The sequence below is a fragment of the Parabacteroides sp. HGS0025 genome, from assembly GCF_000969845.1.
Lineage (GTDB): Bacteria > Bacteroidota > Bacteroidia > Bacteroidales > Tannerellaceae > Parabacteroides > Parabacteroides gordonii.
Window position 1 is genome coordinate 1,033,364 of record NZ_KQ033902.1, and the last position, 18,370, is coordinate 1,051,733.

At 41.5% G+C, this 18,370-nt stretch carries 12 protein-coding genes; all 12 read left to right on the forward strand.

Annotated features, from left to right (window positions below):
- The first annotated feature begins 166 nt into the window (after positions 1 to 166).
- The 12 genes from HMPREF1212_RS03610 to trxB all read left to right on the forward strand — a co-directional run bounded on the left by HMPREF1212_RS03610 (position 167) and on the right by trxB (position 18,359).
- Positions 167 to 625 carry a macro domain-containing protein gene (locus HMPREF1212_RS03610; RefSeq protein WP_046148463.1) on the forward strand — a complete coding sequence of 153 codons (459 nt, stop codon included), beginning with the start codon at positions 167 to 169 and terminating at the stop codon, positions 623 to 625.
- Positions 622 to 1,089, forward strand: a complete 468-nt coding sequence (locus HMPREF1212_RS03615) for a hypothetical protein (protein ID WP_157316945.1) — start codon at positions 622 to 624, stop codon at positions 1,087 to 1,089. The genes HMPREF1212_RS03610 and HMPREF1212_RS03615 overlap by 4 nt, the downstream gene beginning before the upstream one ends.
- A gap of 177 nt (positions 1,090 to 1,266) precedes the next feature.
- A complete protein-coding gene (locus HMPREF1212_RS03620; protein WP_046148465.1) occupies positions 1,267 to 1,809 on the forward strand; it encodes an RNA polymerase sigma-70 factor in 543 nt (180 codons plus the stop codon).
- A gap of 21 nt (positions 1,810 to 1,830) precedes the next feature.
- Positions 1,831 to 2,970 carry a DNA alkylation repair protein gene (locus HMPREF1212_RS03625; protein ID WP_046148466.1) on the forward strand — a complete coding sequence of 380 codons (1,140 nt, stop codon included), beginning with the start codon at positions 1,831 to 1,833 and terminating at the stop codon, positions 2,968 to 2,970.
- Positions 2,971 to 3,089: 119 nt separating this feature from the next.
- Positions 3,090 to 4,073: a FecR family protein gene (locus HMPREF1212_RS03630; protein ID WP_028726134.1), complete on the forward strand. Its 984-nt coding sequence runs from the start codon at positions 3,090 to 3,092 to the stop codon at positions 4,071 to 4,073.
- A gap of 210 nt (positions 4,074 to 4,283) precedes the next feature.
- The gene (locus HMPREF1212_RS03635; protein WP_225607921.1) at positions 4,284 to 7,670 is read left to right on the forward strand and encodes a TonB-dependent receptor; all 3,387 of its coding nucleotides are present in this window, start codon (positions 4,284 to 4,286) and stop codon (positions 7,668 to 7,670) included.
- Positions 7,671 to 7,687: 17 nt separating this feature from the next.
- Positions 7,688 to 9,169 carry a RagB/SusD family nutrient uptake outer membrane protein gene (locus tag HMPREF1212_RS03640; RefSeq protein ID WP_046148467.1) on the forward strand — a complete coding sequence of 494 codons (1,482 nt, stop codon included), beginning with the start codon at positions 7,688 to 7,690 and terminating at the stop codon, positions 9,167 to 9,169.
- A 255-nt stretch (positions 9,170 to 9,424) separates the two neighbouring features.
- Positions 9,425 to 11,860 (forward strand): family 43 glycosylhydrolase, encoded by a 2,436-nt coding sequence (locus HMPREF1212_RS03645; protein ID WP_225607920.1) that lies wholly within the window; start codon positions 9,425 to 9,427, stop codon positions 11,858 to 11,860.
- Positions 11,861 to 11,894: 34 nt separating this feature from the next.
- Positions 11,895 to 13,988 (forward strand): beta-galactosidase, encoded by a 2,094-nt coding sequence (locus HMPREF1212_RS03650; RefSeq protein ID WP_028726137.1) that lies wholly within the window; start codon positions 11,895 to 11,897, stop codon positions 13,986 to 13,988.
- A gap of 161 nt (positions 13,989 to 14,149) precedes the next feature.
- Positions 14,150 to 16,675, forward strand: a complete 2,526-nt coding sequence (locus tag HMPREF1212_RS03655; RefSeq protein WP_046148468.1) for an FtsK/SpoIIIE family DNA translocase — start codon at positions 14,150 to 14,152, stop codon at positions 16,673 to 16,675.
- 24 nt (positions 16,676 to 16,699) lie between these two features.
- Positions 16,700 to 17,374, forward strand: coding sequence for an outer membrane lipoprotein periplasmic chaperone LolA1 (locus tag HMPREF1212_RS03660; protein ID WP_046150218.1), 675 nt, complete (start codon positions 16,700 to 16,702; stop codon positions 17,372 to 17,374).
- 31 nt (positions 17,375 to 17,405) lie between these two features.
- Positions 17,406 to 18,359: a thioredoxin-disulfide reductase gene (trxB, locus tag HMPREF1212_RS03665; protein WP_046148469.1), complete on the forward strand. Its 954-nt coding sequence runs from the start codon at positions 17,406 to 17,408 to the stop codon at positions 18,357 to 18,359.
- Positions 18,360 to 18,370: the final 11 nt, after the last annotated feature.

An 18,370-nucleotide genomic window follows, 5' to 3' on the forward strand; every position in this document is an offset into this window, starting at 1 on the left:
TATATGGGACTGTATTTGATAGAAACTAACTTTGTAAAAAGTGGTATATGGATAATTTTTTGTTTTTGCAATCGTATGAACCACCAGTAACTAAAGATATCTTTTTTGTATGGGGTCCTCTTTTTTGTAAAGATGATAAAGATGAAATTTTAAAAAACAGAAAGTAATGGTTCATTTTCTTAAAGAAGGAGATATTTTCTCTTTAAAGGATGTTTCAAGTTATGCTCACGGCTGTAATTGTGCTGGAGCTATGGAAAAGGGTATCGCATTGCAATTTACAAATAGATATCCGACTATGTATAAGGAGTATAAGCTGTTGTGCCAATGTGGTCAATTTAATCCTGGCGATGTCTTTGACTATAATTATGGTGAAGGATATGTTTATAATCTGGCAACGCAAGAATCATGGCGACCTCAAGCAAAAATAGAATATATCGAAAATGCTTTGAATGTGATGTGTAAATTAGCTGTCTCTCAAAATGTAAAATCAATAGCTTTGCCAGCGATAGGTGCAGGGTTTGGCGGTTTGCATTGGGAGGAAGTAAAGGTTGTTATTAAAGATATTTCTTTGCTTTATTCTACTGTGGATTTATGCGTGGTGGAAACATATCGTGCAATTGTGTGAAAAATATGATTAATATAAATAATATAACTTCTCGTTTAATTGATTCAAATTCAATAGACAATAATGAGAATATTAATATCTCTAACTCAATTATTGATGAGCTAAATTTTACTTCTTTAATTTTTTCGAAGAAGGTCTGTATCTGTAATTGTATAATCGATAAATTTGCGATTCATTCTAGTTGGTTTAAAGGTGGCTTGCATTTTGTTAATAATATAGTTCTTTCTGATATTGACTATCAAATGGGTGGACATAACGTTGCTGACTTTATTTTAGAAAGAAATATCTTTAATGGTTTCTTTAGTTTTTTTGATTGCCAATTTGAAGGTAGTGTTATAATTAAAGACAATATTTTTAAGAAAGGTAGTGATCTTTTTTTGAACGAAAATAAAGGTTTTGATAATTCATTCGAACGACAACTGGTTGTAGAGAACAATATAGGTCGTCTGGATATGTTTTCATAATGACCATTTAGGTTCTCCCTGGTTGATAACGAATACTTTTGGTGGTGAGGTACATGAAACCGGAATGGAATTTCATACCGTTGTTAATATCTTGCAGGTCATGTCTTGCGTATTTAATCTTTTTATCTACATTTGTTTGTGATAAGGATTTTACCGTAAGACATTGAAAGGAGATAAATGGATTTCGAGAACTTTTATATAACATGGTATTCGCGTGTTAAGCACTTTGCACGCGACTATGTACTTTCTGAAGAAGAAGCGGAGAACATTACACAAGATGTTTTTCTTGATTTCTATCAAAAGAGAGATTCGCTTGATTTCCATATAAATGTGATAGCCTATTTGTTTACGTCTGTAAAAAACAGGTGTATTGATTACCTGCGACGTAAACTATTGGAGCAAGAAGCAGCTTCGAGGATGCAGGAGGATTTTGACTTATCCTTCCGTATGAAGTTCGATTCTTTGGAAGCGTTCGATATGGACGGGCTTTCGGAGGATAATATAAAGAATATAATAGAAAAGGCACTTAACGCACTTCCCAAACGGTGCCGGGAAATATTCATATTAAGTAAACTGGAAGGGAAAAAGCAGAAAGAGATAGCTGAACAACTGAATGTGTCTGTAAAAACCATTGAAACACAGATGACTATCGCTTATAAAAAGTTAAGAGAGGAATTAAAAAACTATTTACCACTATTGATGTTTATTTTGTCCTTTTGATAAGGCGTAAAATTTTAAAATATGGCAGAACCTTTTAAAAACATGTACAACGAGCAATTTTTCAATAGATTTACGAAAGATTTGCAACTTGTTATCAAGGATTTTGATGATCGTGAGTTTGTATCCCAAATAATGGATAATGAATGGGAAAACAGAGAGCTTAAACAACGTTGTATGCACATTACAACAATTCTGAAAAAGTTTTTACCGGCAGATTATAAAAAGGCGATCACCAAAATATTTGAACTGTTGGATTATGTAAAAAATACACAGCCCGATTTTTCAAAAATAGATGATACGAAGTTTGGCTTAACATTGGAGTATGGTTCGGTTTTAGATAATTATGTAGAACAATACGGATTGGACGATTACGAAACCTCTGTTAAAGCGATAGAAAAAATCACCCAGTTTACAAGTTGTGAATTTTCTGTTCATCCTTTTATTATAAAATATCCGGATAAAATGATGCAGCAAATGTTAGTTTGGTCGAAGCATGAACATTGGGGAGTAAGACGGCTTGCGTCAGAAGGGTGTCGTCCGCGTCTTCCCTGGGCGATGGCTTTGCCGAATTTGAAAGAAAATCCTGCCCCGATCATTCCAATTCTGGAAAACCTTAAAAACGATCCGGCGAGATTTGTGCGTTTGAGTGTTGCTAATAACTTGAATGATATAGCGAAAGATAATCCCCAAACTGTGATTGATTTGATGAAAAGATGGCAAGGAGAGTCGAAGGAAGTGGATTGGATTATCAAACACGGTAGCCGGACACTTTTAAAACAAGGCAATCCGGAGATGATGGAACTGTTTGGTTTTAATTCTACAGTAAAAAGTATCCACATTGAGAATTTTCAAATTTCAATACTCAAAGTTAAAGTTGGAAACTCGTTGGAATTTAGTTTTAACATATTGAATAAGAACAATAAAAGAACCAAAATACGGCTTGAATACGGAATTTACTACCAAAAAGCGAATGGAACGTTGACAAAGAAAGTCCACAAGATCAGCGAAAAGGAGTACGCCGAAAATTCTACAACACAAATTACTCGAAAACACTCTTTTCGCGTGGTAACAACCAGGAAATTCCATCCCGGACTTCACCAGGTTGCTGTAATAATCAATGGGAATGAGTTTGAAAAGTATGATTTTGAGCTGATTGAATGATAAATACGGCATACAGTAATTAGTCTTTCCTGGAAAATTAAGAAAAATGAGAAAAATAATCAGATTTCTTTAGGGGGATTATTTTTTCTGTTCGTTTACTATATAAAGAACAGTGAATAATGGATGAAAGAATCATAAAATATTGTCAGGGAGTATTACCGAAGCAGGAACAGGACCAGCTATTAAAAGAAGCTTATAATAAACCTGAACTGAAATCTCAAATAATAGGTTATCAGCACTTGCATAGTCTGTTGGAATTGGTTCCGGAAAAAATAGATGCGCAGCAGGGCTCTGAAAGCTATGCAGGCTTTAGAAGACTGGTAAATTCCCGGAAAAGAAGAGTTTGGCTGATCTCGTTTAGCCGGTATGCAGCAATACTAGTGATCGCCTTTGTGTCTGCCTGGATGTTGGCGTCTTATTATTTTGCAGGAAATCTTTCAAGACAACAAGAACTGATCGCATTTCAGCAGGAGCTAGTGGTGCCGCCCGGACAGCGTGCGGAACTGACGTTGCCTGACGGAACGAAAGTGTGGCTGAATGCCGGTTCGAAATTATCTTATCCTTCTTTTTTTGAAAAGGAGCGGAAGGTTTTTTTATCGGGGGAAGGATTTTTTGATGTGGCTAAAAACGAAAAAGTACCTTTTATTGTTTCTACCGGAACGATCGATGTAAAGGCTTTGGGTACTCAGTTCAATGTGTTCTGTTACCCGGGGAGTGACTATACCGGTGTTTATCTTCAGCAAGGGTCTGTGAAGGCTTATTTCCCGTCTTTAGAGTCGGAAGGAGTTGTACTTTCTCCGGAACAGTATCTGGTTCAGAAAGGGAAACGGCTGGAACTGTCGACGAAGGATCCGGATGAGTTGTTGTGGCGCCAAGGTATTTATACATTTAAAAGGCAAAAGTTAGGAAGCATTATAAAGAAACTCGAATTATATTATGATGTAAAAATAATTGTGAAAGACCCGGAAATATTAAATTATGAATATGTCGGAAAATTCCGTCAAAGGGATGGCGTGCTGGAAATACTCCGGTTGATCCAGCGGATACATAAATTTAATATTAAAAAAGATGATGAGTTGAATCAGATCGTTCTGAGTAAGTAAAAAAAGTATTAACCTTTAAATGTAATATGTATGAGTCCATGATAAATTAAAAAAATCGGCAGATATTGGCGTATCTACCGATTTAGCGAAAAGCAAACCCATTTGTGATCAAAAAAAATAGTATTTACTTAACAAAACAAAGATATGAAAATAAATCCTTTGTTAACGCATAAGTTATGCCCTAAATTAATCAAAAAAGCATTCAGGATTATGAAGATGACCTTTTTATGTATGTTTATTTTCGTTTCACAGTTATTTGCTTTCAACGGTGAGGCACAAAATAAAGTTGTAAACCTTCAGTCTGAAAACTTATCAATAGAAGAATTATTTAAAGAAATCGAGCAGCAGACTGATTATCTGATTATTTATAGTACGAGTGAAATCAAATCAAACTTTGATATTTCGTTGAATAGGAAAAAAGCGAAAGTTGATGAATTATTGAATGAAGCCTTACATGGGAGGAATTTGAAATATGAACTCTCTGATAACTACATCATCTTGTCGCCTTTAACAAAATCTGAAAAAGATCAACAGACTGGTCGCGTTATTTCCGGAGTAGTGAAAGATCGGAAAGGCGAACCGGTAATAGGTGCCAATGTCATGGAGAAGGGAACGACGAATGGTATCATCACGGATGCAGAAGGTCGGTTTACTCTGAGAGTCTCTTCGAATGCAGTATTGGCCATATCTTTTGTTGGATATCGGGCAATTGAAGTAAAGGTTGGCAACCAACAATCTCTGTCGGTTACTCTTGATGAGGATATGGAGGTATTGGACGAAGTGGTAGTTGTTGGTTACGGTTCACAATTGAAAAAGACGGTAACGGGCGCAATTTCTTCTGTTAAAGCCAAAGAATTGGAAGCTCCGAATGCCGTAAGTGCAGATAATTTGTTACAAGGGAAAGTAGCAGGTTTGAGTATCACACAAAATTCCGCACAACCGGGGTCAGGCATGTCTGTTAATATTCGAGGTGCACTTTCTCCGAATGGTTCTAACAGCCCGTTGTATGTGATCGACGGAGTGATTATCAGTTCCGAATCAAACAAAGCGTCAAAGGTCGGGCCGTCCGGCTTGTTAGGTACGGCTTTGAGAGATGGTTCGGACCGTAGTCCTTTGGCAACATTGAACCCTAACGATATTGCTTCGATCGATGTTTTGAAGGATGCGAGTGCTACGGCCATTTATGGTTCGTCGGCTGCAAACGGCGTGATTTTAATTACGACGAAGAAAGGGCAGAGCGGACGTCCGAAAGTGACATACAGCGGTTCATTCTCTGTACAAGGCGTAAATAAGTATTTCGACATGCTGAATGCTCAGGATTTCATGAACGTGGCAAATTTAGGCATGAAAGAGCAATGGCTGTATATCAATAAGTATTATCCGTATGGTCCGACACCAGCTCCTGCTTCCGGTTGGGCTGTGTTGTATGATGAGAATCAGTTGAAGCAGACCGAGTCGTATGATCATTTTGACGAAATAAGCCGTACCGGCCTGATCCATAATCACAACGTTTCTTTCAATGCTGGTAGCGAGCGGTTTAAAGTCTACGCCTCCTTCAATTACTACGATCATAAGTCGGTTATGAAAACGAACGATCTGGAACGTTTCAGCGGACGTATCAATGTGGAGGCTGATTTCAGCAAATATTTGAAATTGAATGTGGCAAGTATGTATTCGCTCTTGAGCGCGAACAACCCGTCTTCGGGGCATTGGAGAGCTAATGCCAATGAGGCGAACCAAACGAATGCAGCCTTATATTTTTCTCCGCGCCTTCCGTTGGAGGATGAAAACGGCAACCTGACATTGCCTGAAAATGCGATGACGGCGAATCCGTTGGCCTGGAGCTATATGAGAGACAAGACAACGACCAAACGTTTGATGTTTGCTCCGAATCTGGAAATCAGAATTTTACCGGAATTAAAAGCGAATATGCAGATTTCTGTCGATAAGACAGACGAAAATCGTGATGTATTCTCACCGACTAAATCGATTTTACCTCAACAGACACAGCGTAACTTCGGTGGTTATTCTAACGCATACAATAATAATTATGGTATCGAAGAATATTTGAGCTACGACAAACAGTTCGGACGGGATCACCGTTTGAATGTTGTGCTCGGTACGGGATATTATGTGACATCCGGCAACAATTATTCTGTTACCGTCTTTAATTTCCCGTCAGATGCACTTGAAAACAATTATCTGGAATTGTCGTCTGATGTAGATGAAACGACTTACAACTCGGGGAGATGGGAACGGAACAAATTGTCTTATTTCGGACGTTTCAATTATACGTTCAAAGATCGGTACACGATTGGTGGTACATTACGTAACGATGGTTCTTCCGTATTTGCTGCCAATCACAAATGGGGATGGTTCCCGGGTGTTTCTGCAGCATGGACTGTTTCGGAAGAGAATTTTATGAAACAGCAGAAGGTGGTAGATTTCCTGAAAGTGAGAGCCGGTATCGGTACTTCCGGTAATGAAAGTATTTTGACGGGTGGAAACTATAGCCTGACGACTTATGGCATGGCGACCGGTGCATTCTATTATTACAATGGGCTTTTACATAAGGGAATCGTTCAGAAGCAGAAAGGAAACAAAGACTTGAAATGGGAAACGGATGTGACGGTTAATGCCGGGTTGGATTTCGGATTGTTCAATGATCGTTTGAGCGGTAGTTTCGATTATTATGTACGTACGGCGAAGGATTTGCTTGATTTTACATCTTTGCCTGCGACTGATATGGTGGCTACTTTGGCAAAGAACATCGGCTCGACACGAAGTACCGGATTTGAAATCGGCCTGAAAGGGGTGATTATGGAGAAGAAAAACTTCGACTGGACGGCTTATCTGAACATGAGTCACAACCATTCATACTGGGTGGAACGGAATCCGGAAGTAGACATTGCCCCTTGGATTAAGGAGAAGGATGATTTGAGTCCGATTTACGGTTGGAAGACAAACGGTATTTTCCAGTCGCCAGAGGAGGTACAACAATATACTTCCAATGGTAAGGTTCTTCAACCGGATTCTTATGCCGGAAACAAGAAATTTGTCGATATCAACGGTGACGGTGTACTAAATGATGACGATATCGTGAAGCTGGGTAACAATGAGCCTAAGATGCATTTCGGCTTGGGTACGAGTTTCCGGATCAAAAATGTGATGGTCGATCTCGATACCTATGGGGTGTTGGGACGAAAAACGTATGACCAGTGGATACATCGTGGTTTGTGCGACAGCAAGATCAATACGAGTTATCGGTATAAGGAAGTCTGGACTTCGTTTAATACATCGGGTTGGTGGCCAGGTATTGCACCTAATGCGGCAGCAAACAGCAATAAGTCGGGAACCGATGATTTTTCTTTGCAGAACACGCATTATTGGCGCTTTAAGAATATCAAAGTGACTTATTTGTTGCCGAAAGATTGGATGAAAAAGAGCAAGATTGCTTCGAATGCTTCGGTTTATCTGGATTTGCAGAATACATTGTTGTTGACGAATTACGAGGGACTGGATCCGGAAATGGAGCAAAACGCGTCTCCGCTCCCCATTCCGTTTACAGTCGTTTTAGGTGTCGATATTACTTTTTAATTTAATTTGAATGAATCATGAAAACGAAAATAATAGCTTTTTTATTGGCTTTGTGCATGACCGCATGGTTTAATTCGTGCGATTTGGATTCTAAGGTTTACTCTTCGTTTTCGGAAACGAACTTTCCGAAAACGGAAGAGGATGCGCGCTCTATGTTGACTGGGTTGTATGCCTATTTTAAATGTAATTCGGGTGCGGTGAATGATAATAGCAACGGTGCCTGGGTTTGGCCGCTCTTCACGACCGGTTATGGCGGATGGATCGGGCTATCAGAGATGACGACCGATGAAATCTTTAATATCGAACATCAGGAAATCCACTTCAATTGGGGTAGCGCGTTCGATACCTATTCGACTTATGCGGTAAGTCGTAATATTACGCGTGCAACTTATATACTGGATGTTTTCAGCAAACTGACGGATATGGATAAGGACGTGAAGAATGAACTGATGGCCGAGACGAAATGTTTGAGAGCCTGGATGATGTTTTGCTTTTACGATATGTATGGACCGATACCGGTTGTTACCGATCCGGCCAAAATCGACAATATCGTATATGAACCGCGTCCTTCGAAAGAAGAATACTTCAACCAGATGGTCAAGGACCTGACGGAAGCACTCCCGTATCTGTATGACAAGACCAATAATACAGAAAACTGGGGACGGGTGAACAAAGGGGTTGCTGCCATGCTGCTGCTGAAGTTATATATGAACGATCACCAGTACGATAAGGCACTCCCGTATGCCGAAAGCCTGACACAGATGGGATATACGCTGTCCGACGATTACAGCAAAGTGTTCAGCGAAGAGCACAATAATGAAAACATATGGTCGGTTCCGAGTGGGCAGCAGATGGGGAACGAATGGTTTTTTTATATGATTCCTCCTTCTTGTGCCGAGGTTTGCGGGATAAAGGTTGCGCCTTACTGGGGGGTGACGTTGATGCCGTGGGAGTTTTACGATACGTATGCGAAAGAAGACAAGCGTTTGGCTGGTATTGCTGACCGCTATATCGGTACGGACGGAACTTTGTATTCGCGTGAAGGCAATCAGGGAGAGCGTTTGCCGTATGGTGCAGTTATCGTCAAGTATCTGTTACCGAAGGAACAAACGCAAGCTGGTAATATACCGTTGGTGGTTTGCCGTTATGCAGATGTCATTTTATCATTGGCAGAGATTGAAAATGAGTTGAACGGACCGACCGATAAGGCTTTGGGATATTTGAAGCAGATTACCGACCGTTCGGGCGTCACGCATACGATTCCGGCAGATATTCGGACAAGCAAGGATAAGTTTAAGGAGTTCCTGTTGGCTGAACGTGGACGTGAACTTTATTTTGAAGGTTGGAGACGTCAGGATATGATCCGTTTTGGCAAATATATTGAATATGGCTTGAGTAAGGGATATCCGGCCAAGGATTATATGACTTTGTTCCCGATTCCGCCGAAGGTCATTATCGAATCAGGAGGTATTGTTAAAAACAATCCCGGATATGAATAAATGTTTGTTGAGGAAAGAAGAATAGATCGTTTGCGATGAAGTGAACATTTATTTTTAGGCAGAAGAACAGAAGATACATCAGAGGCATTTGTTTGTTATTATAATTCTTTTGTTCTTCTGCTATTTTGTTTAAAACTTATTTAGAGGTACTCCTCCATTATTTAAATACAAAGTTTAATCATCATGATAAAAAAAGCAGGGAATTCCTTTTTTTTATTATTTTTTCTTTTGGGTTTCTCCATACAACTTTGGGGAATGGAAAATATCGGGATAAAAAATGATATTATTTCTGTTATTCGGTTCGGAATCAAAAATGACGGTTCGGTTATTGGTGCAGAACTTAATCGGTTGGTAAAGGATAGTTATGGAAAAACGTTATATTTTCCCGCAGGAACTTATAATTTGTCGGAACCGATCGTATTACCGTTCGATTATACGAAAAATGTTAATATCGTATTTGATAAAAATGCGTTAATCAAAAGTGATTTTAGATTAGATGCTTTGCTGAAAGTCGGTTATTCTGAAATGTCGACACCGGATGTCACTCATCGACGTTTTTCTTATATAGAAGGAGGCATGTTCGATTGTTCTAATGTTGACAACGGTATCATGGTGAATGGCTTAAAACAATTAGTGTCTTTAAAGTATATCAGTTTGTTTAAAGGACGTAAAACCCATATCAGAATTTGTGTCTCAGATGATTTTAAAGGAACTGGAAGTAGCGATACTAAAATTGACAATATCACCATACAAGGAATTTCTTCCAACGAAGAAGTCTATGGTATCTATATTGATCATTCTTGTTGTGACTGTAAAATTTCCAATACGTTTATATATGGTACAAAATATGGTCTCGTTACAAAATCGGCTGGACATATATTGAATAATGTACATATTCTTTCTATGCATACAGGAGGAGGTTTGGATCTTGGTACTGATAATTATCGTCGGACGGAAGGTATACGTGTGGAAAGTGATGGCTTTTTTGTTTTTAATGAGATTTATTATGATACAATCGACAAATCGATAGTCATTGAAGCAGATAAGAATCCTACTTTGATTCTGGATAAAAATATATTTTATTCTTATTTGAAAAATTTCGGAACATCCTTTCTTTATAAAGATTCGTCTTCCATGACACCATTTCAGGTAAAAGTTTCTAATAGTATTATTGAAGTGGCAAATAAAGGGTATAAAATATTCGATATAAACCCCTCTCTTATAAGTGAGGATATTGAAGGCAATTTTTCATTTGTAAATTGTGCGTTAAGAAATTCCCGGTTATTGAACACATTGGATGTTTCTTTGGCACAACGGGTGAGAGGAAGAAGACATGATGTTGTGTTGCCGGAAAATCAATCTGTTATTGCTGGCGAATGGATGCCTGTAGGTGCAATTTTGGCATCCGGGGAGCATAGTTTATTGAGACTCGATCTTTCGAAAGATTGCGCTGTCGAGTTGGATCTTTTTTTCAGGAAAGGAGAAGATCCTCTAATTAAAAGCTATTGTAGGGAAGATTCGGAAACTGTATTTTTCGAAATTGGATATGTGGTTAAGGATTCTTATTGTATATTATTGGTGAAATCAGAAGGAAGTCAAATATCTCCTGTTGTCAGTGACCTGTTAGGGACAGGCTTGTTTATGCCTACTCCTTCTAAGGAAACCCGCTATTCTTTGTCAGATTATGAGATAAAAGAAGAGTCCGAAATTATACCTTTACTCTCTTGCATCAAAAAAGAAAGAACCTATACGAATCCTTTGAGAACGACAGACAGCACTTACGTGTATGTGGCTGATCCATTTGTTTATAAGGCAGGGAATTTATATTATCTGACCGGTACGAGCACTTTGTCGGAAGGAGAAGGTTTTGTTTGTTACACCTCTTCCGATCTGATCACGTGGGAATATAAAGGACTTTTGTATCGCAAGCCGGAGAATCATATCGGTAGTTTTGGTTTTTGGGCGCCTGAGGTGGAATACTACAAAGGAAAGTTTTATATGACGTATAGTTGTTATGTGAAAGAATATGACCGTATGCTAACCTGTCTGGCTGTCAGCGAAAACCCGGGCGGACCTTTTGTTGACCTCCATACTCCCTGGTTCGATTTGGGATATTCGGCCATCGATGCAGACATATTTGTGGATGATGACGGAACCCCTTATGTCTATTTCAGCAAAAACGGCATGCAGGATACTTTAGCTACGGGTGAACTTTACGGTGCAAAACTGAAAGATGATCTTTCCGGTTTTGTTGGCGAGCCCGTTTTTATTTCCGGTGCTTCTCAGCCCTGGGAGAAAGTAAACTGGGGCAGGAACAGGTGTAACGAAGGCGCTTATGTATTTAAGAGAAACGGGACTTATTATATGACTTATTCCGCAAATGATACGGGATATGAGTCGTACGGAGTAGGAGTCTCTTATGCAGACAATCCGTTGGGACCCTGGACGAAAAGTGGAGATAACCCGCTACTGGCTACCGACATATCAAATGGTATTTCAGCACCGGGGCACAACTCAGTAGTGGAAGCTCCGGATGGAGACCTTTATATCATTTACCATCGCCATGCCGATGCGTCTTGTCAAAAGCCGAACTGGGATCGGGTTGTATGTATGGACCGATTATTTTTTGATGAAGAAGGTAAATTGCATACAGACGGCCCTTCGGCTATGCCCCGGCAAGTTTACTGGTGATTTATAAAGGAGTTGAATATGTAATTAATGAAAAATGAAAAAACTGATTTTATTATTATCTCTGTGTTTGTGTTGGCGGGTTTATGCCCAATCACCGGTTGAAATATCTTTTCCTAAAGAGAATATGTTTGCTTTAGGTTCCTATTATTATCCGGAGCAATGGGATTCTTCCCAGTGGGAGAGAGATCTGAAAAAAATGTCGGAAATAGGAATCCGGTTTACCCATTTTGCTGAATTTGCCTGGGGAACACTGGAACCGGAAGAAGGTATATACGATTTTGAATGGTTGGATCGTGCAGTTGCCTTGGCAGGAAAATATGGATTAAAAGTGATAATGTGTACACCGAGTCCGACACCTCCGGTTTGGCTGTCGAAAAAATATCCGGATATTCTTATCCGGAGGGATAATGGAGTAAATATTCAACACGGACGTCGGCAGCATGCATCATGGAGTAGCGAACGTTATTGTGATTTTGTGAAAAATATAGTCACGAAGCTGGCGGAACGTTATGGTAAAAATCCGACAGTTATAGGTTGGCAAATCGATAATGAGCCGGGACACTATGGTTTAGTCGATTATAGCGAGAATGCTCAACAGAAATTTCGTCTTTGGCTCCGTCGGAAGTATAAAACCATAGATCAGTTGAATGCAACCTGGGGGAATACTTTCTGGAGTGAAAGCTACCAGCATTTTGACCAGATCCGTTTACCGAATCAACAGGAATTGCCGGAGAAACCGAATCCGCATGCCATGCTTGATATGAATCGGTTTATGGCAGACGAGTTAGCCGGATTTGTTAATATGCAAGCGGATGTTTTACATAAAAATATTAGTGAAAAACAATGGATAACGACCAATTTGATACCGGTCTTTAATCCTGTGGATCCTGTGCGGATGGACCATTTGGACTTTACGACTTATACACGTTATTTAGTAACAGGCCATAAAAAGGGAATAGGAAAACTGGGATTTCGGCTGGGAATTCCGGAAGATATCGGTTTTCCGAATGATCAGTTCCGAAATTTTGCTGGGAAAACATTTGGAGTTATGGAATTACAACCGGGGCAGGTGAATTGGGGCGTTTACAATCCTCAACCTATGCCGGGGGCTGTTCGTATGTGGATATATCATGTATTTGCCGGAGGAGGAAAATTCGTATGTAATTATCGTTTCAGGCAACCGTTGAAAGGAAGCGAACAGTATCATTACGGAATGGTCATGACAGACGGGGTTACCTTATCTCCCGGAGGTGAAGAGTATCGGCAGGTGGCTGGAGAAATGGAGCAGTTACGAATGGCTTATGATCCGGATAGCGAAATGCCGGAATATTTGGCGGCACGTCGCATCGGAATGCTTTTCGATATGAATAATTATTGGGAAACAGATTTCCAGAAACAAACGGATCAATGGAACACGATGTCGCATATTCATAAATATTATAACCTGTTGAAAACCTTCGCTGCCCCTGTCGATATTATATCCGAGAAAGAAGACTTTTCCCGTTATCCTTTTTTAATCGCACCGGCTTATCAATTACTGGACAGCATGTTGGTGGAGCGATGGGTGAAATATGCAGAACAGGGAGGACATTTGATTTTGACTTGCCGTACGGGACAAAAAGATCGGAATGGTAAACTCTGGGAGGCTCCTTTGGCTGCACCTGTTCATTTTTTAGCCGGAATAGACAACCTGTTTTATGATCATTTGCCTGAAAGTCTGCAAGGCGGGGTGAATTTCGGTACGGAAAAGTACGATTGGAACAATTGGGCTGATGTTATCACGCCGAAAAAGGGGACGGAAGTGTGGGCTACTTATGCAGATCAGTTTTATAAAGGATCGGCTTCTGTTGTTCACCATAAGCTGGGAAAGGGAACTGTTACTTATATTGGAACAGATACGGATGACGGAAAGTTGGAAAAGGATGTGATGCGCCGTGTCTACGAAGAAGCGAAGGTGACTGTCGATGACCTTCCCTATGGGGTTGTGAAAGAATGGCGCGATGGATTTTATGTGGCTTTGAATTACACTTCGATTACTCAAAATATAGCAATCCCTTCTCGTGCTAAAATATTAATAGGTAGTAGGGTGTTGGAGCCGGCAGGTGTTGTGGTATGGAAAGAGGATTAGCGGATTGGATATATAAATCGTTGAATTTAGCGAAAAGTATTAAACCGGAATAAAAGATTTTTTTTGCGTGGCAGTTTGGAGAAATCCCGTATATTTGCATGTTATAAAATAAGGAGAGGGTGGATAAATCTCTTTTTACTTAAATATATACGAGGATTTATATGGCAAAGAAAGCAACTACAACAAAACAAAATAATAATAATGAACCGGGTAAGTTTGCAATGATGAAGATGTTCTTCACCAACGAACGTACCCGTTTTATTACCGGACTGGTAATTGCGATTATCACGATTTATATAGGACTGTCCCTGATCTCTTTCTTCTTTACGGGAGGAGCCGATCAGAGCAAGATAGAGAATGTTCCGCTGTCGGATCTTCTGACAAACAGGGGATCGGTGGAGAACTGGACGGGAGTACGAGGTGCATTCCTGGCCGACTTGCTGATGAACCGCTGGTTTGGTATCTCTTCGTTTATGATCCTGTTTTTCCTGGGATCGGTCGGGGCAAAGATGATGAACCTACGCAAGGTCTCCCTGCTGAAACGTTTCCTGTTCAGTGCTGCCATGTTGGTCTGGGGATCGTTATTCTTTGCTTTTGTTTTTATCACCGGATATGAAGATACCTTTATTTATTTGGGAGGTCAGCACGGATATTATCTGTCTGAAATGATGATCACCAATATCGGTATTCCCGGAACGATCCTGCTGCTGGCCGGAGTGTTCCTGATCATTGCTATATTCTCCAGTAAGAAAACGATACCGTTCCTGCAAAGCGTACTTTCTTTCGGTTGGTTGAAGAACCGCCTCAAGAGGGAAAAGAAGGAAGGCGAAGAAGACGGTGCTTCGGAAGAGGATAATACAGCGGAAGGCCTTATCGCCGACCAACCGGATGAACAACCGGAAACGGATGATTTTGTATTCGATACGGAAAAGGAAATAGCCTTTGCCGATAAGGAGGAGAACCGCCGGAAAACAGAACCGAAAACAGAAACTTACTCAAATATACCGACTATATCAGAAGACGATACTTTTGAAGTGACAGTGCCCCAGGGAGATGAACCTTACGATATGCCGGAATCAGACACCCAACCCGAAAACCCTGCCGACCTGCCGGAAGATCCCGGATTTACGGTGGAAGTGCCTTCGGACGATGAAGTATACGATGGTTCTATGCTGGGTGACTACGATCCTAAACTGGACTTGTCCAGCTTCCGTAATCCGCCGATCGAACTGTTGAAGAAATATGATGTAAGCGACCACCAGGTCGATATGGAAGAACAGATGGCCAACCAGAAACGAATCAAGCAGACGCTGGAAAGTTTCGGTATCAGCATTGCTTCCATCAAGGCGACAGTAGGGCCGACCATCACTTTGTATGAAGTGATACCGGATACCGGTGTCCGTATCTCGAAGATCAAGAATCTGGAAGACGATATCGCCCTGAACCTTTCGGCCTTGGGTATCCGTATCATCGCGCCGATGCCGGGTAAAGGTACGATCGGTATCGAGGTGCCGAACAAAGACCCGCAGATCGTATCTATGCAGTCGGTTATCGCGTCCCGTAAATTCCAGGAATCCAAATATGACCTGCCGGTTGTGCTGGGTAAGACCATCACGAATGATATATTCATGTTCGACCTCTGTAAGATGCCTCACTTGCTGGTGGCAGGTGCTACCGGACAAGGTAAATCAGTCGGTCTGAATGCGGTTATTACTTCTTTATTATATAGAAAGCATCCGTCGGAACTGAAGTTTGTGCTGGTCGACCCGAAAATGGTTGAGTTCGGCATCTATTCCGACCTGGAACGTCATTACCTGGCGAAACTGCCGGATGCGGATAAGGCTGTAATTACAGACTGCACGAAGGTTATCATGACGCTTAACTCTGTTTGTAAGGAAATGGACGACCGTTACGAGTTGCTGATGAAAGCACACGTGCGTAACATTAAAGAGTATAATGCCAAATTTGTCTCCCGCCATCTGAATCCGGAGAAGGGACATAAGTTCATGCCGTTCATCGTCGTTATCATCGATGAGTTCGGCGACCTGATCATGCAGGCCGGCAAAGAGATCGAAACGCCGATTGCCCGTATTGCCCAGAAGGCACGTGCCGTCGGTATCCATATGATCATCGCTACACAGCGTCCGTCTACCAATATCATTACCGGTATTATCAAGGCGAACTTCCCGGCCCGTATGGCATTCCGCGTGATGCAGATGGTCGACTCGCGTACGATCCTGGATGCTCCGGGAGCGAACCAGTTGATCGGTCGTGGTGACTTGCTGTTCTCACAGGGCGGTGAAACCAACCGTGTACAGTGTGCCTTTGTCGATACCCCGGAAGTGGAACAGATCGTGAACAATATCTCTGCCCAGGCCGGTTATGCTACTGCCTTCCTGTTGCCTGAATATGTAGGAGAGGGTGGAGAAGATAAAGCGCCGGGTTCTGTCGACCTGTCGGATCGTGATCCTTTATTCGATGAAGCTGCCCGTCTGATCGTTATCCAGCAACAGGGGTCTACTTCGCTTATCCAGCGTAAGTTCGCCATCGGTTACAACCGTGCCGGACGTTTGATGGATCAGTTGGAGGCAGCCGGAATCGTAGGGCCGTTTGAAGGAAGTAAGGCGCGTCAGGTATTGATCCAGGATGAGTACAATCTGGAGCAATTGCTGAATTCCCTGAAATAATGTATTAACCAGCAAATGTTATTTATGGAAAGAGAAAAGAAAATTAGAATATGGCGGGGGATTGCTTTTGTTGGTCTTCTGTTATGTCTCCTTTTTGGTGTCAGAGTGATTGGCAGGGCGCAAAATCCGGTGTCTATTCTCGACAAGGCAGCTTCCGCTTATGAGAATTCAAATGGCATTTCGGCTTCTTTTGCATTGAATACCCGTTCGGATGTTCAGAAGGTGTCGGAAAGTTTTGAAGGGACGATTCATATGAAAGGGGACAAGTTCACCCTGGTGACACCTGATATGACAACCTGGTTTGACGGAACGACACAGTGGAGTTATGTGGAACGTAACGACGAAGTGAACGTAAGCACTCCTACCGGGGAAGAATTGCAGTTGACCAATCCGGCCATACTGCTGCGTATGTATAAAAAAGGATTTACTCCTAAATATATCGGTGAAAGTACCGCAGCCAATGGTAAATCGGCTTATGATATCGAACTGACGCCAAAGAAAAAAGGGGATATCATCCGTGTGGAGTTACAGATAGAAAAGTTCTCCAATTTCCCGGCTACGATCAAGGTCGAAGCAAAAAACGGAATCAGTAACACGGTTCATATCAGTAAGTTGAAGACAGGTGTAAACCAACCGGATGATTTTTTTGTTTTCAAAGAGAGCGATTACCCGGATGCCGAGATCATCGATCTTCGTTAATAGTCTATTATTAATATTCAAATATAAAAGTATGAGCGATTCAATAAATGAAAAGGTTCGTTGCCTGATTATAGGTTCCGGCCCTGCAGGATATACAGCAGCAATCTATGCTTCACGTGCTAATTTATCTCCCGTATTGTATGAAGGCATTCAGCCGGGGGGACAGTTGACTACTACTACGGAGGTTGAAAACTTCCCGGGTTATCCGGAAGGCATCACCGGCCCGGAGTTGATGGAAGACCTGAAACAGCAGGCATTGCGTTTCGGTGCTGATATCCGTTTCGGGATTGCTACTGAAACCGATCTTTCTGCCGCCCCTTATAAGGTGACGATCGACGGAGAAAAAGTGATTGAGACAGAAGCTTTGATCATCGCAACCGGTGCGACTGCTAAATATCTGGGTATTCCTGACGAACAGAAATATGCAGGAATGGGTGTTTCAGCCTGTGCTACCTGCGACGGTTTCTTCTACCGTAAGAAAGTGGTTGCTGTTGTAGGCGGTGGAGATACGGCTTGTGAAGAAGCTGTTTATCTGGCCGGACTGGCAAAGCAGGTGTATCTGATTGTCCGTAAACCTTTCTTGCGTGCATCGAAAGTTATGCAGGAACGCGTATTCAATACGCCGAACATTATGGTTTTGTTTGAGCACAATACGATCGGCCTGTTTGGTGAAAACGGCGTGGAAGGTGCCCACCTGGTAAAACGCATGGGTGAAGCGGACGAAGAAAAGGTAGACATCGCTATCGATGGTTTCTTCCTGGCTATCGGACACAAACCGAACTCGGATATCTTCAAGCCGTGGATCGATACGGACGAAGTAGGATACATCAAGACCGTACCCGGAACACCGCGTACCAAAGTGCCCGGCGTTTTTGCCGCAGGCGACGTTGCCGATCCGCATTACCGTCAGGCCATTACAGCTGCCGGAACAGGTTGCCAGGCCGCTATTGAAGCAGAGAGATATTTATCTGAAATTGGTAAATAACGAAAATATAC

Excerpts from the sequence above, each read along its gene's own strand:
- HMPREF1212_RS03640 (WP_046148467.1), top strand. The coding sequence starts at position 7,688 with ATGAAAACGAAAATAATAGCTTTTTTATTGGCTTTGTGCATGACCGCA.
- HMPREF1212_RS03655 (WP_046148468.1), top strand. The coding sequence starts at position 14,150 with ATGGCAAAGAAAGCAACTACAACAAAACAAAATAATAATAATGAACCG.
- HMPREF1212_RS03630 (WP_028726134.1), top strand. The coding sequence starts at position 3,090 with ATGGATGAAAGAATCATAAAATATTGTCAGGGAGTATTACCGAAGCAG.
- HMPREF1212_RS03650 (WP_028726137.1), top strand. The coding sequence starts at position 11,895 with ATGAAAAAACTGATTTTATTATTATCTCTGTGTTTGTGTTGGCGGGTT.
- HMPREF1212_RS03645 (WP_225607920.1), top strand. The coding sequence starts at position 9,425 with ATGGAAAATATCGGGATAAAAAATGATATTATTTCTGTTATTCGGTTC.
- HMPREF1212_RS03660 (WP_046150218.1), top strand. The coding sequence starts at position 16,700 with ATGGAAAGAGAAAAGAAAATTAGAATATGGCGGGGGATTGCTTTTGTT.
- HMPREF1212_RS03620 (WP_046148465.1), top strand. The coding sequence starts at position 1,267 with ATGGATTTCGAGAACTTTTATATAACATGGTATTCGCGTGTTAAGCAC.
- HMPREF1212_RS03610 (WP_046148463.1), top strand. The coding sequence starts at position 167 with ATGGTTCATTTTCTTAAAGAAGGAGATATTTTCTCTTTAAAGGATGTT.
- HMPREF1212_RS03625 (WP_046148466.1), top strand. The coding sequence starts at position 1,831 with ATGGCAGAACCTTTTAAAAACATGTACAACGAGCAATTTTTCAATAGA.
- HMPREF1212_RS03635 (WP_225607921.1), top strand. The coding sequence starts at position 4,284 with ATGAAGATGACCTTTTTATGTATGTTTATTTTCGTTTCACAGTTATTT.
- trxB (WP_046148469.1), top strand. The coding sequence starts at position 17,406 with ATGAGCGATTCAATAAATGAAAAGGTTCGTTGCCTGATTATAGGTTCC.